Raw genomic sequence first — 15,792 nt, forward strand, 5'->3', positions numbered from 1 at the left:
AACCTTCTTATTTTTATTTTGTGCAGCGGAAAGTTTCTATTTCGAGCTGCTTCGCAAAATAAAGCGGCATTACATGAAATACCTTTTTTCTTTTCGACGCGTTTTCCTCTTTTGCCGTTTTTCACTGGCCGCTTGCGATTGGTCGGATTTTAATGGCGCCAGTCAATAAAGGGAGACCGAACGTGTTATTAATCATAAGGCTGGTGCTGGCCGGGCTGCTGGTTTTTTCGCTAAACCACGCTGCGCTGGCGAAGGAAAACGGCGGCTGCCCGCCGTGGAGCGCGAAGCGAGCGACAAAGGAAATGGACGCGCTGACGTCGGCCCTGAACCGTTGGGATAGCGCCTATCGCCAGAACGGCGTTTCCCTGATTGAGGATGAGGTTTACGACCAGCTGGCGGCGCAGCGGGAGCGCTGGCGCGCCTGTTTTCCCGAGATAGAGAGCAAAAGACGCAATAGCTTACCGCCGCCGCGCGCTTATCCCGTGGTGCATCCGGTCGTCCATACGGGGTTGAACAAGCTGGAGGACGAGCGAGCGGTAAAGATGTGGATAGCGAAGCGACAAGACCTGTGGCTACAGCCGAAGATTGACGGCGTGGCCGCAACGCTGACGTATCAGAACGGCCGGTTGGTGTCCGCCGTCAGCCGAGGCGACGGCGAGCGCGGGGAGGACTGGACTGCGAGGGCGCGGGAGCTGCCCGGCGTCCCGCAGCGAATCAATACCTCCTTGCCGCTGGTTGTTGTGCAGGGAGAGCTGTTTTGGCGGCTGGGCTCCCACGTTCAGAAGCGGGACGGCGGGCAAAACGCCAGAGCGAAGGTCGCCGGCGCAATGATGAGCAAAACGACCTCCTCGCAGGCGGCACAGCGCGTCGCCTTCTGGGTCTGGGAGTGGCCAAACGGGCCTGAGAGCATGAGCGAACGGCTGGCAGGATTGGCGGCGATGGGCTTTACGTTCGGCGCCGGGCCTGAGGATACGCGCCGGATTTCCTCATTTGACGACGCCGTCGACCTGCGGAAATACTGGTTCGAGCACTCTCAGCCTTTCGCCAGCGACGGCGTCGTCATTCGTCAGGGAGAGCGCCCTCCGGGTGACGGCTGGGCCGCGCGATCGCCCATTTGGGCCGCCGCGTGGAAGTACCCTCCGCCGCAGCAGACGGCGGAAGTGACGGCGATTTCCTTTAACGTAGGGCGAACGGGAAGGACGTCTGCGGTGGCCCACCTGAGGCCGGTTACGCTGGGAGATAAGCGGGTAAAACGCGTGGCGTTGGGTACGCTGTCTCGCTGGCGTGCGCTTGACGTTCGCCCCGGCGACGTCGTTGCGCTTACTCTCGCCGGGCAGGGCATTCCGCACGTGAATCGGGTCGTTTGGCGAACGGAGGAAAGGGGTGAGGTTTCCGCTCCGGATCCATCCCGCTACCACCGCTTAAGCTGCTGGCGCATCGAAGAGGAGGAATGTCGGGAGCAGTACGTTTCCCGCTTGGTCTGGCTAAGTGGAAAGCAGGGGCTGGGCCTCAGCGGCCTTAGCGAAAAAAGCTGGCAAAGGCTAGTGGATGGCGGAAAAGCGCCGGACCTGGCGTCGTGGCTGTCCCTAACCCGCGAGGAGATTGAGTCTCTACCCGGCTACGGCCCGCGCGCGGCGAACCGGCTGTATGAGCAAATCGCCAGAGCGAAGAAGCAAGACGCCGCGCTGTGGCTACGCGGGTTGGGTATGACCTTTGTGTCGCTGTCCCACATCCGCGAAACCGGTTGGGAACGTCTTGCCGCCAGAGACGAGTTGGCGTGGCGACAGGAGGCGGGCTTAAGCGAGAGCGGCGCGCACAGGGCGTTTGAATTCGTTCATCATCCCGAACTGCTGGCCGTTATCGCGCGCCTTAAGGATGAAGGCATTGAAGGCTTTTAGCACGCTTCGCTCGTCGGCTCTCGGTGCATATAGCATGCGCCTTCGCCGTAGGCCTTTAGCTTTTCCCGCAGCCGCGGCGTTTCGGCTACGGGCCGATACCCCTGATTTTGCCAATAGCTTTTAGCCTGCGCCAGAGACACCAGGCTGGTGTGGCTAAGACCCTGCCGCTTCGCGCTGCGGCGAGCGGCGTTAAACAGTGCCTTACCAACGCCGAGCCGCTGGGCGTTAGGCGCAATGGCGCAGTCGTGAACGAACCAGCTGTCAGCGAACTTTGGCAGCGCGTCCAGCGTTCCGTCCAGCTCGGGCGGGAAGGCGCGTTGCCAGGGGTAGGATATCAGGTAGCCAAGCAGAGAGCCTGACGGCTCAGCGCCGTTCGCCGCGACCCAGCAGCTGTCGGCCGAGAGCGAGAGGCGGTTTTCGAAGAAGGCGGCGCTTTCTAAAATGTCGGGGGAGTAAACGGCAGCCTGTATGCGCAGGACGTTTTTAATGTCGTCCTCGGCCATCGGGCGAATGCGGTACAACACGATAAAACCTTTTAAATTAATGGATAACGGTAGAAATGAAACGTTTTTGGCTAGTATACCTGAAGTCAGGCGTGAAGGCTAAGTTGGGAAGATGCGTAGGCTTGAGTGAAGCTGTCATACTTTTATATTGTGGATTATAATGAACGAATCGAACGATTTAATCGATCTAATTAAAAGGATGACGCTAATGCAAACGTTAACTGCAAATGAAGCTAAGACACAGTTTGGCGATATGCTGCTTAAGGTGCAACGGGAGCCTGTGCAAATTAGCCGTAACGGTAAACCCGTTGCGGTTGTTATTTCAATTGAGGAGTATCAGCATATGGAAATGATTAAGAGACAGAGGTTGGTAGAGAAATTGCAACGAGCGAAAGGGGATATTGCTAATGGTGATATGGTTGATGGGGAACAGTTCTTTTCCGAACTTTTAACTGGCCCCCGAGACTAATGGGACGATATGTTTTAACAGCGGAAGCTCAAAAGGACTTAGTAGATATTCGTAGGTATACGCGTGAACAATGGGGTAACCGTCAATCCGTTAGTTACCTTTCCCAAATGCAGCGCACTCTACAAAACTTAGCCGATGCACCAGCAATAGGAAAAAGTAGAGAAGATGAGTTTGGTTTGAACGTTTACAGTTTTCCTTATTCTAGCCACATAATTTATTATGCAAGGCACTCCACCGGAATAGTCATCTTGGCTGTTTTACATCAAAGTCAGATCCCTGCCAGTCATCTTCTTCACCGGCCCCACTAGATTAACCACCCAAGCCACGGCGTTTTGCCGCGGCTTGGGTTTTAGCTTATCACTCGACCGACTCTTCCGCCTTGATGCGGGGCCGGTAGGGGAAGCGCTTGCGCACCAGCACGAAGAACAGCGGTACGAAGAAGATGGCCAGGAAGGTGGCGGTCAGCATACCGCCCAGTACCCCGGTGCCGACGGCGTGCTGGCTGCCGGAGCCCGCGCCGTTGCTGATGGCCATCGGCAGCACGCCGAAGATAAACGCCATCGAGGTCATCAGTATTGGCCGCAGGCGGTAGCGGCAGGCTTCCAGCGTTGCCGTCATCAGGTCTTTGCCTGCGCGGTTAAGATCGTTGGCGAATTCGACGATGAGGATGGCGTTCTTGGCCGACAGGCCGATAATCGTCAGGATCCCGACCTGGAAGTACACGTCATTTTCTAACCCACGCAGCGACGTCGCCACCACGGCGCCGAGTATGCCAAGAGGCACTACCAGCATGACCGAGAACGGAATTGACCAACTCTCATACAGTGCGGCGAGGCAGAGGAAAACGACCAGTAGGGAAATCGCGTACAGTACCGGTGCCTGCGATCCGGATAGGCGTTCCTGATAGGACATGCCGGTCCAGTCCAATCCGATGCCGTCCGGCAGCTGTGCGACCAGTTTCTCCATGGTGTCCATCGCGGTGCCGCTGCTGACGTTAGGCGCAGCTTCGCCAAGGATTTCCACCGCAGCGTTGCCGTTATAGCGCTCTAGCCTTGGCGAGCCGTAAACCCAGCGGGTTGAAGCGAACTCGGAGAACGGCACCATGTCGCCGTTTGCGTTGTTGACGTACCAGCGGTTGATATCGTCGGGCTGCATGCGGTAAGGCGCTGCGCTTTGGACGTAAACCTTTTTGACTCGACCGCGATCGAGAAAGTCGTTGACGTAGGTCGAACCCCAGGCGGTTTTCAGCGTGTTGTTGATATCGTCAATCTTGATGCTCAGCGCCTGCGCCTTGCGCTGGTCAATATCGACCTGAAGTTCCGGGCTGTCGTCCAGGCCGTTGTGCCGTACGCGGGTGAGCGACGGCTCTTTAGCGGCGGCTTCCAGCAGCGTATCGCGTGCCTTCATCAGCGCATCGTGCCCAAGCCCGGCGAAGTCCTGTAGCTCCATATCAAAACCGGAAGAGCTGCCTAAGCCGGAGATGGCCGGCGGGCTGCTGGCGAATACGCGGGCCTCGCTAATTTTATTGAAGGCGCGGGTGGCGCGCTCAATGATGGCGAACGAGCTGTCTTCCGACGAGGTGCGTTCCTTCCAGTCTTTCAAGCGAACGAACAGGCGCGCAACGTTTTGGCCGTTTCCTCCGGGGCCGGAACCTACGATAGCAAAAGCCGACAGCACGTTTTTCTTTTCATCATCCAGCAGGTATTTTTCTACTTTTTCAACGACTTTCAGCGTTTGTTGCTGCGTCGAACCCACCGGGAGCTGTACCTGGACCATGAATACGCCGCGGTCTTCAAGGGGAAGAAACGAGGTTGGCAATTTCATGAACAGCCAAGCCAGCCCGCCGACTATCAGTACGTAAATCAGGATAGTGCGTCCGCTGCGGTGGATAACGTTAGTGACGCCGCGCTCGTAGCAGTGGGCGCTTTTGTCAAAGGAGCGATTAAACCAGCCAAAAAAGCCCCGCCGAGTGTGGATATGTCCGCTGGGGATGGGCTTAAGCATCGTGGCGCACAGCGCCGGCGTCAGAATAAGCGCAACCAGTACCGACAGCACCATTGCGGAGACGATAGTGATAGAAAATTGACGATAGATTGCGCCGGTAGTGCCGCCTAAAAACGCCATGGGGACGAATACCGCCGACAGCACCAGCGCGATGCCGACCAGCGCGCTTTGGATTTGCCCCATTGACTTACGCGTTGCCTCTCGGGGCGAAAGCCCTTCCACCGCCATGACGCGCTCGACGTTTTCTACGACGACGATGGCGTCGTCGACCAAAAGTCCGATCGCCAGCACCATGGCGAACATAGTCAGCGTATTGACGCTAAAGCCGAAGAGGTAGAGGACGGAAAATGTTCCCAGCAGTACGACCGGGACGGCGATGGTAGGAATGAGCGTTGCCCGAAAGTTCTGTAAAAACAGATACATTACCAGGAAAACTAACAAAACCGCTTCAAACAGCGTCTTTACGACGTCTTTGATGGAGGCTTCAACGAACGGCGTGGTTTCATAAGCGTATTCCGCCTTCAGCCCGTGAGGGAAGTAGTGCGACAGTTCGGCAATCTTGTCTTTTACCAGCTTGTCGGTCGCCAGCTCGTTGGCGCCGGACGCCAGCTTAATCCCCATGCCGGAGGCGGGCATGCCGTTATAGCGGCTCAGGTAGTCGTACTTTTCCGCGCCCAGTTCAACGGTGGCGACGTCGCCCAGCGTAACGAAGGAGCCGTCCTGATTTACTCGCAGCGTGATGGCGCGAAACTGCTCCGCCGTCTGCAGCTGGGCCTGTGCGTTCATGGTGGCGTTGAGCGTCTGGCCGGCTACCGACGGCGTGCCGCCAACCTGACCGACGGCGATTTGCTTGTTTTGTGAAGAGATGGCGTCGACGACGTTTTGCGCCGTCAGCCTATAGCTATTGAGCTTGTTCGGATCGAGCCAAATCCGCATGGCGTATTGCGAACCGTAGGCGTCCACGCTGCCAACGCCGTTGATACGGCTGATAGGGTCCTGCAAATTACTGGCGACGTAGTCGGCAATATCCTGACGGCTCATGCTGTGATCGGTTGACACAAAGGCGACGGTCATCAGCGAGCTGTCGCCGGATTTCGACACGGTGACGCCCTGCTGCTGTACGTCCTGAGGCAGCTTTCGGGTGGCGCTTTGCAGCTTGTTTTGCACCTGCTGCATCGCTTCGTTGGGGTCAGTACCAGCGGTAAAGGTGAGCGTGATGGATGCGCTGCCGGTGTTGCTGCTCTGGGACGACATGTACATCAGGTTGTCGAGCCCGGTCATGCTCTGTTCAATGATTTGGGTGACCGTGTTTTCCAGCGTTTGGGCCGATGCGCCCGGATAGCTGGCGGAAATTCTGACCGTCGGCGGCGCCAGGTTTGGATACTGTTCTACCGGCAGTGAATTGAGGGCAAGCAGCCCGGACAGGCTGAGAATAATAGCGATAACCCAGGCAAAGATGGGGCGGTCGGTAAAAAAGTTAGCCATGGATACTGCTTCTCATCAGGTAACGCCTTTTTATTGAAGACTGTTTGTCAGCATATTTGTCAATATTGCCGCCATTTTACTCCGTCCCTCACAAAAAAAGGTGGAGAAAAAATGGAGATACTGTAAAGAAGTGTGCAGCCTGTGGAAAGCGCCAGCGTATTAATTCTCGCGTTCATCGCTCTGTAGCGCCTATTTACGTCGCTGCAATTTTCCTCAATTCGCCTTTTTCCAGTGAATGGCTGATTTATAGATTATCATTAGGCTGTGTCTTCTGACTGCGTCAATCGTTATTCGAAGAGGCTTACAGGGAGGGAGGATCGCGCGCAGGATGCGGTTATTCGCCGTCAGTTTTGGCGATTTTCACTCACTCATTGATAACGTCATTCATGAAAAAGTTTATCTCCTTTCTCTATAACAGGTTGATTCAACGCGTTATCGCCCATTCGATGTCGATAGACCGCATCGAGGATGAGCGAAAGGTGAAGCACGTCATCTATACCACGGTCTTTACCGCCATTGGCGCTTTTGCGTTCGTGCCGGTTCACCTGTTTGGCGCTCAAAGCTGGCTTGCCGCGCTGTGTAATGCGGTGTGCGGTTTTCTTAGCATTATTATTCTGGTCGATCTGTGGATGAGAGGGCGCTTAAAGCAGAGCGTGTGGTTTACCGTAATATTGACCTCTCTGCTGGTCATCATCGTGTTCTGGGCGCTTCAAGGGGAATACCAAATCAGCGCCTATCTGGTGATCCCGGCGGGCTTTGCCTTCCTTCTCTTGGGCGGAAAGCAGGGGTCTGCCTACAGCGTCTGCTATTTTCTCGTTATTCTGACGATTATGTTAACCCATTTGGGCAGCTGGCCGATATTCAACCAGAGCTATGTGGCGTTGCTCAACCTGTTGGGAGCCATCGCGCTATCGCTGTTTTGGGGATATATCGGTGAGTACATTCGCGGCGGCAGCTTTCAGGAGCTGGAAGTGATTGCCGATAGCGACAGCTTAACGTCCGCCATTAACCGACGTTCCTTTTTTGCCCACCTGCAGGGATTAAAACAGCAGGCGACGGCTGAGCGAATGACGTTCGCCATGATGATTATCGATATCGACTACTTTAAGTCCGTCAACGATACCTACGGGCATGACAGCGGCGATCGGGTGCTGGTGGACGTCGTCAAGCTGGTGAAGGGCACGGTAAGAAGCGGCGACATTGTCGGGCGCATCGGCGGAGAGGAGTTCGCGCTGCTGTTGCCGAACCTGACGCGAATCGAGGCCTTTAGCAGCGCCAGTCGCCTGTGTAAACGCGTTCAACGCCATGAATTCACCTCGACGGACGGCGCTCGGATCTCTTTGACAATAAGCATCGGCGTAACGGTGATTACGCCGGATAAAGACATGATGACGCCGGAAGATATCTACCGCTCGGCCGACAGCCAGCTGTATCGGGCGAAGAGAAGCGGGCGAAACCGCATCTCTATTGATTCCCGATAGGCCGCGTGCCGGCGCTTACTTCATGCGGCGACTGACGGAGACTTCCTGACCGAGCTGCCAGACGGCCATGGCATAGTGGGTACTGTGGTTGTAGCGCGTAATGGCGTAGAAGTTGGGCAATCCGTACCAGTACTGAAAGCTTTTTCCCATATCCAGTCTAAGCAGGCTGGTTTCCTTATAGTTCCCCAACGGAGCCGTAGGCCTGAGTTTGGCGGCGGCAAGAGCGGTCGCGGTGTAGCGCGTGTTGAAGCCGTGCTTCAGCATGGGGGCGTCGCCCTGAGCGACGATGGCCACTTTTTCGCCCGGCTGCCAGCCGTGGGCCTTAAAGTAGTTCGCGACGCTGCCAATGGCGTCAACCGGGTCCCACAGGTTGACGTGCCCGTCGCCGTTGAAGTCGACGGCGTAGTCCTTGAAGGATGACGGCATAAACTGGCCGTAGCCCATAGCGCCGGCATAGGAACCCTGTAGCGACAGCGGATCCCTACCTTCTGCGCGCGCCATCAGCAGGTAAATTTCCAGCTCTTTGGTAAAGTAGGCTGCCCGGCGCGGGTAGTCAAAGGAGAGCGTCGCTAGCGCATCGATAATGCGGGTTTTTCCCATCACTCGGCCCCAGCGGGTTTCTACGCCAATAATGCCGACGATGATTTCCGGCGGCACGCCGTACGTTTTCTCTGCCCGCTTAAGCGCATCTTCGTACTGGTTCCAGAACTCCACCCCTTTTTGCACGTTATCGGTCGTGATGAACTTGTTGCGATAGCGGATCCAGGCGCCGTTAGGCACCGGCACGCTCGGCGTTTGCGGCGTGGTTTTAGGTGTCGGCGCCTGCTGCTCCATCAGGTTTAAAACGTAGTCCAAGCGCTTGGTCTGGGCCAGAACGTCGTGAAGCTGCTGCCGGTCGAAGCCGTGGGTATTTACCATGTTGTCGATAAAGCGCTCCGCATTCGGATTGCCGGAAAAGTCGCCCGTCAACGGATGAACGCTGTGCTCTGGGTCCAGCTTAAAGCCGCCGGACGTGGAACTCTCCAATTCGCTTTTGGCGCTGAGGTCGGGCTTGCTGCTACAGGCGGTGAGCAACAGGAATAGGGGCAGAAAGAGAGTCAGATAGCGCATGTCACATCCGTAGGCGGCAGAATAAAAAAACAGCCACTATGGTAAGACATTCTGATAGCCGCTTAAACCGGAATCTTTCATTGCGGGACGGCTCGCTTTTTACTAAAGATGAACGGACAGAATGCGGCTCGTCTGGGTATACTGCACATCACGACTTTTTCACGAGCAACAGTCATGACGACAACGATAAAGCGGGCGTCCTGGGCGGGCGGATGGGCGACCCTGCGCGATCTGGAAATTGTGCAAACGGTGATAGACGCCGGCAGCGTAACCGGCGCGGCGGAGCGGTTGGGGATTTCTCAACCGGCGGTGAGCCGCACGCTCAACCAGATAGAGACCCGCTGCGGCCGTCCACTGTTCCTGCGGGAGGGTAACCGCCTCAGCCCAACCGCCGACGCGCTAACGCTTTATCAGGAAATAGGCATTATCGCCGAGTCATTTAGCCGGCTGACCCAGTTTCAGCAGCGTCAGCGCCGGGCGCCGCTTCGCATTCTGGCGCCGTCGACGCTGGCCCACGGCTTTGTAAATCGCATAACTGCCGAGTTTATGCAGGCTTATCCTGAAATTACCGTCTACCTGGAGATCGTGCGCAGCGAGCAGATCCCGGCGATGATGGCGCAGGGGCAGGCGGACGTCGCGATAGCCGACGCTGTGGCCTATAACGACAACTACAGCCTTAGCCAGACGCCCGTTCGCAAAACCCGCATCGTCTGTGCGCTGCCCGTCGGGCACCCGCTTTGCGAGACGCCTGAAATTACTCCCGCCTCCCTTCACGGTCTTCCCTTTATCGCCCTCATCAAAAACAACATTGGCCGCGATCTGCTGGATCGGGCGCTGGCCAAATCGGGCGCCGAGCCGCGTCGGGTTGCGGAGGTCTCCGATCTGGAAAGCGCTCTGACGTTTGTCGAGGCAGGGCTGGGGCTAAGCCTGGTCAGCGCGTTTCCGCTGCCGAATTCGTCGACCGTTTGCTATCGGCCGTTTTTACCGGAAATCCAGAGCGAAATCGTCTGCTTCAGTCGAAAAGCGGCCGACGGCGACACCCAGCGCTACATCGACTTTCTGCGCGCCCGTCAGCCTGAAAGCGACGCGTTTTCCTCGCCGCTCTGAGAGGGCTATGGTCGTTCCAGAATGGCCTGAATCCCTTCGGTGAACAGCGTCAGCCCGGTCGTTAGCGCCGCCTCGTCGATGTCAAAGCGGGCGTGGTGGTGGCCGGCGGTTTGAGACGCGCCGACGATAAAGAAAATCGCCTTGCCGCCGTGCTCCTGTACGCGCCTGACCATCAGCGAGACGTCTTCGCTGCCGCCCATTGAAGCGCTGACGTTGGTCAGAGCGGTGAGGCCATCGACGACGCCCTGCATAACGTCAACCATCTCTGGGTCGTTAGTAAAATCCAGCGCTTCGCCGGTTTTCTCTATTTTAGTAGTGAGCTGGTGGATTTGGGCCGCGCCCAGCGCGCAGCGCTCGACGTAGTCGACCAGATATTGGGTGATTTCTGCCGTTTGCCCGCGCACTTCGATTTCCATTTTCGCCGTCGCCGGGATAACGTTGCGGCCTTCTCCGGCCCGCAGCGTGCCGACGTTGATGCGCGACATGCCGCCGCTGTGGCGAGGCGCCGCCATGATTTGCCCGGCGGCCAGGCAGGCGCCCGTCAGCGCGTTGTGGCCTTTTTCCGGGTCTGCGCCCGCGTGAGCCGGCTTGCCCTCAAAGTAGACGTCGAGCTTGGTGGTGCAGAGGAAGTCCTTCGGGTCTAGGGCGACTTCTCCCATTTTCAGATTACAGCCCAGGTGCATGCCCATCAGGTAGTCGACGTCGTCCAGCACGCCGCTGTCGCTGATTGGGCGAGCGCCGCGGACGCCCTCTTCCGCCGGCTGAAAAATCAGCTTGAACCTGCCGCGAAGCCCGGCCCGATTTTTACACAGCCAGACGGCGACGCCGAGCCCGATGGCGCTGTGCCCGTCGTGGCCGCAGGCGTGCATCAGGCCGTCGCAGCGGGAGGCGAAGCCTTCTTTGGCCGGGCGGTGTTCTTGCTTATTGGATTCCTGTACCGCGACGCAGTCAATGTCGAAACGAAAGCCGAAGGTGGGGCCGGGAACGCCGGTATCCAGCTCGGCCATGCAGCCGGTGAGTCCGTCCATTTCGTCCAACAGCGCTTGAGAAACGCCCTGTTCCCTGGCCGCGTCAATCGCCCGCGCAACCAACTGTTCGTCGCGGCCGAGAATGCTTTCCCGACGCACGATCTGCGGGCCGGTTTTGACCGAAAGCCCCATGCTGCGCAGGGTTTGAATAATCGTTGCGGTGGTGACGAACTCCGTCCAGCCTATTTCAGGATACCGGTGGATTTGCCTGCGCCAGGCGCGGAGCTGGTCTGGGGTGATTGACGTCATGGAGAATTCCTCTTCTTTCGTACGAGACCGGATGGGAAGCGTAAATAATATAAGTTATGATTTTAATAACTCATAAGTTATGAATGAGCAATAGCCAAAGTGAAACTAGACGTTAAACTCTAGACGCTAAACTAATGGTGCTTTAGCTGCTCCACCCCTTCGGCTTCTCGCTGGCGGGCCTTAAGAAACGCGGGCCTGTTCTGGCAGCGGCTGACGTATTCTTCATGCGGTTCTGATAGCGTAATGCCCAAGCCTTTTGCCCAAGAGAGCACGTGGCTAATAAAAATATCCGCGAGCGTAAAACTTTCACCCGTGGGTGACTGCGTGTTCGGCAAGGCTTGATAAGCAAGCTCAAATTCGCGCCGGGCGACGGGCGCGATGGCGGGAACGCGCTGCGCTTCGGGCAGCAGCATTCCGTGCTTGAGCATGGTCCACAGCGGCTGCTCCAGATCCGTCACGGCGTAGGACAGCCACATATCGACCTCAGCCCGTCTCTTTTTTTCTGCCGGATAAAGCCGACCGTCGCCGTAGTTTTCGGCCAGGTATTTACAAATGGCGACGGATTCGAACAGGCGAACGTCGTCGTCAATCAGCGCCGGTACCTTGGTTAAAGGATGCGGGCTGCCGTGGCCGGGGGCGATGCGGCTTTTGTTTTTGACGTCGATAAACTGGGTTTCATAGCTGAGCCCAAGCTCTTCGGCGGTCCATAGGGCGCGGGTAGAGCGGCTGAAGGGGTAGGCGTAAATGAGCATGACGTTCTCCGGTAGAGGTGGGGATCTTCACTTTGGCGTTTAACGGAGGGGATGTCTATAGCGGCCACGCAGTTTGGTTTTGTTTGGATATTTAGAGCGGAAACCGCCCGACATTCTTATTGGAATTAGTGGTAACCTACTAATATATAATAAATAATATTTTAATAATTCCATAATAACCCTTTCAAACCCCCACGCATGTTAGGTTGTTGGCCGTTAATTATTTGGTCTCCGCGATCGTTATTACCTCCTAAACAATGACAGACACACGCTATCGTTTACATTTTCCCTTTGGTCGAACAAAGCGCCTTGGCGTATTTTTGTTTGCGCTGACGCTTGCCTGCCCGCTAGCGGCCAAGCAGACGACGTCGACGGCGAAAGTTAAGGCTAAAGCGTATAAGGTCGCCCACGCGCATCCGCACAAGCCGCCTGCTCACGTCGTCCAACCGGTTTTTAGCCACGCCGCGCTGCAGCGTATGCACAATCGGGAAATGCTGCTGGCGAAGTATCACACCTTGCAGGAACAGAAAAAGGAAAAGATGAAGGGCGTGGTGTTTGCCACCAAGTCGGTCGTAAGGGCGCAGAACCGTAAGCTGGTTGAGCAGCATCCCGAATGGTTTGCGCCCTATCGAGCGCCCGAATCCCATGAGCCGGCCGACAGCGAATACGTTCAGAACGTGACGGATAAGGCCATCACCCGGCTGGAAGATCAGCTAGGGAAGCCCTATGTGTGGGGCGGAGAGACGCCGCAGGAGGGCTTTGACTGCAGCGGCCTGGTGTTTTACGCCTATAACCGCCTGCTGGCGGCAAAGCTGCCGCGCACTGCTGACCAAATGTACCACTATCCTCGAGCCCGACCGGTGAACAAAGGGGCGCTTCGCCGCGGCGACTTAATCTTTTTCCATATCCATTCGACGGACCATGCCGACCACGTGGGCGTTTATCTGGGCAATGGTCGCTTTATCGAAGCGCCGCGCACCGGAGAGCGCATTCGCATCAGCGACTTCAGCAACGACTTCTGGCAGGATCACTATCTGGGCGCTCGCAGGGTGCTGTCTGAAGATACGGTGCTTTAGGGGGCTACGCCGCCACCTCCCGTGATTAATAAAGCAGCGTTAAATACAGCAAAAAGCCGGTAATTATCGCGGCAACGGTGAAGACAAACGCGTTAAAAAGTCCTGCCTTTCCTTTCTCATCCTGAGCCTGTGAGGGTGGGAAGGGAACGTGTTCCGGCCGGTGCTCAGCCTTATCCGTCGTCGATTCGACGCGGCGTTCATCGATGATTTTACCGCTAGAGCGCTCGACGTCTCGCCGCTGGGCAAATTCGGCCAGCGTCGGGGACGCATACGGCCTGACCTTCACTTCTTCAATCCCGTCGTCGGTCTGAATGCCCTCTTTGGCCAGTTGGAGCGAGGCGCTGGCGGAAGAGCCCAGCTGTCGTATCAGCTTGATTCTGAGCTTTTGAAGCTCAACCTTGTTTAACTCCACCGGAGCGGCAAGGCGGCGCTCGGTGCTTATTTTTTCCACCGCCGCTATGGTACGGCTGTAGAGCAGGGCGGCGCTTGCATCTTCCTCTTTTGATGAACCGGAGCCGGTGGTTAACAGTATTTGCGTGGCCGCTAGCAGAATGGCCTTGTTCAGCACGCCGTCGTCGGCATCGGCCTGTGGGGTCACCGTTTCCGGCACAGGGGCGCTTCTGGCGCCGTTCGTCATTGAAAGCCTTCCCGTCGGCGTCGGTTGATCGTTTTGGCCTGCGCCAGAGAGAGAAATCATTTCGCCTTGTTCCCTGTGTTGCTTTTCTGTCGTTTTTGTTCGTGCGGGCGAGAGGCGTTGAGATCCCGTCGTCCGAGTGGGCATCGCTGATTGATATAAGCGACGCGGGGGGCGGGAAACTTAATTGGGATTTGGACTAAATTGGCCTATAGCGTGAAACGGCGGGGCAAAGCCGATATTTTGCGGGACATCTCCAGACTCTAAATTCCTTTTCTTGTTGCGGATCGTTAGCCGCAGTATCGTCGCATCGTGCCCGCGAAAGTAGGCATCGGGATTGGTTTTCTGAATAATAAACCGCCGGCGGCGTGGGGCGAGTGAGCGTCTTTTTATTAATCGCTCGTTGGAGACTATCTTATGGCTACAGGTTCTAACCAATCCAGCTCATTACTTTTCATTTTTCTTGCTGGTCGAAAGGCGAGTGGCTGACGCAGGAGGCTTACCGCGCTGCCGTTGGGAAGAGATACTAAATCCTTAGACTTAAGAAAGGCCAGAGGCATGCCCTTACTCATACTCTGCGAGTAGCCATAATATAGGCCTTGGGGCGGCCTGGTCGCCGTATTCGTTAAGCTATCATTTTATCTTTTAGGGAAAATCACAGATACTTCCCAAATAGGGAATTTTCAGTCAAAATGAGAGTCAGAGGATTAGGGAAGATTCATGATTTCAGCCAACGGCATAATCGAGCTAGAAGTGCCTTAGATGCTTGGTATGATGAAGTTTGCAGAGCGACTTGGAAAACACCTCAAGACATAAAGAACAGGTTCCCAAGCGCCGACTTCCTTGCTAATAACAAAGTCATTTTTAATATAAAAGGTAACAACTATCGCTTGGTTGTGCTGGTTGTCTACATTGCAGGCGTAGTTGTAATTGAAAAAATTGGCACCCACGCCGAGTATGATAAGTGGAGGCTCTAATGGCACAGCAAAATTGGCGCATCTTCAAGACCCACGATGACTATGAGCGTGGAATGGATCGCTTATTGCAGCTTGCTAATAGCGATCTTCAGCCCGATACCGATGATTTTGATGAGTTCGAACTACTCAGCCTGCTTGTTGGGCATTATGAAGAATCCAAGTTCCCGATGGATAAGCCAGACCCCATTGAGGCTATCAAATTTAGGATGGAGCAGCAGGGCTTAACCCAATCTGACATGACCCGGTTCATGGGTTCTGCATCCAAAGTTTCGGAAGTGCTTAATTACAAGCGTCGCCTCAGTCTGTCAATGATAAGGCGGCTGCATAAGGGGTTGGGTATACCGGCTGATATTCTGATTCAAGATGTTAATCACGTTGAAGCTGAGGATGGCATTAAGCTTTCAGATGAAGACATTTACTGGGCAGCTTGATGCAACCATTAAGAATATGAAAAGAGTTTTTTGAATTTTGATATTTTTTCTTTCTGTATATTATATGTGAAATACAATGTCTGATTTACTTTATCTAATCCTTTGTACGGAACATTATCATTGAATGTATAACCTATGTTATCTAATTTAATCCCCAGCCTTATAAGGTGTTCGTTTTTTATATCACTATGGGATTTTAAAAATTGTATTATATGGTATAGAGCTAGTTTCTTATTTTTATTATTTGATGTGGTAATTATACTTTCTAATTCTTCATGAGATTTTTCTAATAAAAAATTCAAATTAATCAATAAAAAAGCTTCAAAAATGCTATAAGGAAGGTTTTCCGCTAATTCTGAAAGTAAAAAAGCTTCTTCATGGGTTCCAAATACCTTTGATGAAGATTCCTGAATATATTTATAGTTTTTATCATAAAAAGCATCGCTTATGTCTTTTAGGAGACCGTCAAATTTATTTGATTTCATACCAAAACCTTATAGGAATAATCCTGAGTGTTATTAAACTGGATCCGACCCTATAAATCCAGGCGCTTTTTGTAATACCCGCAGACGCTGATATTCCCGTGAT

Annotated in this window: 15 protein-coding genes; 8 read left to right on the plus strand and 7 right to left on the minus strand. The window is 55.0% G+C overall.

The window, feature by feature from the left end; genetic code table 11:
• The first annotated feature begins 182 nt into the window (after positions 1 to 182).
• A complete protein-coding gene (ligB, locus tag V8L73_RS00480; protein WP_347253872.1) occupies positions 183 to 1,898 on the plus strand; it encodes an NAD-dependent DNA ligase LigB in 1,716 nt (571 codons plus the stop codon).
• Here the strand turns inward: ligB and V8L73_RS00485 are convergent.
• Complete coding sequence (locus V8L73_RS00485) at positions 1,895 to 2,422, minus strand: GNAT family N-acetyltransferase (protein ID WP_211218895.1); 528 nt, start codon at positions 2,420 to 2,422, stop codon at positions 1,895 to 1,897. The genes ligB and V8L73_RS00485 overlap by 4 nt on opposite strands.
• 187 nt (positions 2,423 to 2,609) lie before the next feature.
• On the opposite strand from V8L73_RS00485, the gene V8L73_RS00490 reads away from it, so the two are divergent.
• Positions 2,610 to 2,870 carry a type II toxin-antitoxin system Phd/YefM family antitoxin gene (locus V8L73_RS00490; RefSeq protein WP_027273743.1) on the plus strand — a complete coding sequence of 87 codons (261 nt, stop codon included), beginning with the start codon at positions 2,610 to 2,612 and terminating at the stop codon, positions 2,868 to 2,870.
• Positions 2,870 to 3,178 carry a type II toxin-antitoxin system RelE/ParE family toxin gene (locus V8L73_RS00495; RefSeq protein WP_261831842.1) on the plus strand — a complete coding sequence of 103 codons (309 nt, stop codon included), beginning with the start codon at positions 2,870 to 2,872 and terminating at the stop codon, positions 3,176 to 3,178. Before V8L73_RS00490 ends, V8L73_RS00495 begins: the two co-directional genes overlap by 1 nt.
• A gap of 49 nt (positions 3,179 to 3,227) precedes the next feature.
• On the opposite strand, the gene acrD is transcribed toward V8L73_RS00495, so the two are convergent.
• A complete protein-coding gene (acrD, locus tag V8L73_RS00500; RefSeq protein ID WP_261831841.1) occupies positions 3,228 to 6,359 on the minus strand; it encodes a multidrug efflux RND transporter permease AcrD in 3,132 nt (1,043 codons plus the stop codon).
• A gap of 386 nt (positions 6,360 to 6,745) precedes the next feature.
• Between acrD and V8L73_RS00505 the strand changes: the two genes are divergently transcribed.
• Positions 6,746 to 7,840 carry a GGDEF domain-containing protein gene (locus tag V8L73_RS00505; protein ID WP_347253873.1) on the plus strand — a complete coding sequence of 365 codons (1,095 nt, stop codon included), beginning with the start codon at positions 6,746 to 6,748 and terminating at the stop codon, positions 7,838 to 7,840.
• Positions 7,841 to 7,855: 15 nt separating this feature from the next.
• Here the strand turns inward: V8L73_RS00505 and mltB are convergent, their stop codons facing one another.
• Positions 7,856 to 8,950, minus strand: coding sequence for a lytic murein transglycosylase B (gene mltB, locus V8L73_RS00510; RefSeq protein ID WP_347253874.1), 1,095 nt, complete (start codon positions 8,948 to 8,950; stop codon positions 7,856 to 7,858).
• Between the two features lie 174 nt (positions 8,951 to 9,124).
• Between mltB and V8L73_RS00515 the strand changes: the two genes are divergently transcribed.
• Complete coding sequence (locus V8L73_RS00515; RefSeq protein ID WP_347253875.1) at positions 9,125 to 10,057, plus strand: LysR family transcriptional regulator; 933 nt, start codon at positions 9,125 to 9,127, stop codon at positions 10,055 to 10,057.
• Between the two features lie 5 nt (positions 10,058 to 10,062).
• Here V8L73_RS00515 and V8L73_RS00520 read toward each other — a convergent pair whose 3' ends face one another.
• Positions 10,063 to 11,334 carry an amidohydrolase gene (locus V8L73_RS00520; RefSeq protein ID WP_347253876.1) on the minus strand — a complete coding sequence of 424 codons (1,272 nt, stop codon included), beginning with the start codon at positions 11,332 to 11,334 and terminating at the stop codon, positions 10,063 to 10,065.
• 131 nt (positions 11,335 to 11,465) lie between these two features.
• Positions 11,466 to 12,086, minus strand: coding sequence for a glutathione S-transferase family protein (locus tag V8L73_RS00525; RefSeq protein ID WP_261831836.1), 621 nt, complete (start codon positions 12,084 to 12,086; stop codon positions 11,466 to 11,468).
• Positions 12,087 to 12,343: 257 nt separating this feature from the next.
• On the opposite strand from V8L73_RS00525, the gene V8L73_RS00530 reads away from it, so the two are divergent.
• Complete coding sequence (locus V8L73_RS00530) at positions 12,344 to 13,162, plus strand: C40 family peptidase (RefSeq protein ID WP_422655603.1); 819 nt, start codon at positions 12,344 to 12,346, stop codon at positions 13,160 to 13,162.
• Positions 13,163 to 13,187: 25 nt separating this feature from the next.
• Here V8L73_RS00530 and V8L73_RS00535 read toward each other — a convergent pair whose 3' ends face one another.
• On the minus strand, positions 13,188 to 13,859 hold the full coding sequence (locus tag V8L73_RS00535) for a hypothetical protein (protein WP_347253878.1): 672 nt from the start codon (positions 13,857 to 13,859) through the stop codon (positions 13,188 to 13,190).
• Between the two features lie 629 nt (positions 13,860 to 14,488).
• Here V8L73_RS00535 and V8L73_RS00540 point away from each other — a divergent pair.
• Together V8L73_RS00540 and V8L73_RS00545 are read left to right on the plus strand one after the other, a co-directional pair.
• Positions 14,489 to 14,773 carry a type II toxin-antitoxin system HigB family toxin gene (locus V8L73_RS00540; protein ID WP_027273734.1) on the plus strand — a complete coding sequence of 95 codons (285 nt, stop codon included), beginning with the start codon at positions 14,489 to 14,491 and terminating at the stop codon, positions 14,771 to 14,773.
• A complete protein-coding gene (locus V8L73_RS00545) occupies positions 14,773 to 15,204 on the plus strand; it encodes a helix-turn-helix domain-containing protein (protein ID WP_051155593.1) in 432 nt (143 codons plus the stop codon). The genes V8L73_RS00540 and V8L73_RS00545 overlap by 1 nt, the downstream gene beginning before the upstream one ends.
• Positions 15,205 to 15,212: 8 nt before the next feature.
• On the opposite strand, the gene V8L73_RS00550 is transcribed toward V8L73_RS00545, so the two are convergent.
• Complete coding sequence (locus V8L73_RS00550) at positions 15,213 to 15,689, minus strand: hypothetical protein (protein WP_347253879.1); 477 nt, start codon at positions 15,687 to 15,689, stop codon at positions 15,213 to 15,215.
• Positions 15,690 to 15,792 lie beyond the last annotated feature (103 nt).

The organism is Leminorella grimontii (genome assembly GCF_039789245.1).
Classification (GTDB): domain Bacteria; phylum Pseudomonadota; class Gammaproteobacteria; order Enterobacterales; family Enterobacteriaceae; genus Leminorella; species Leminorella grimontii.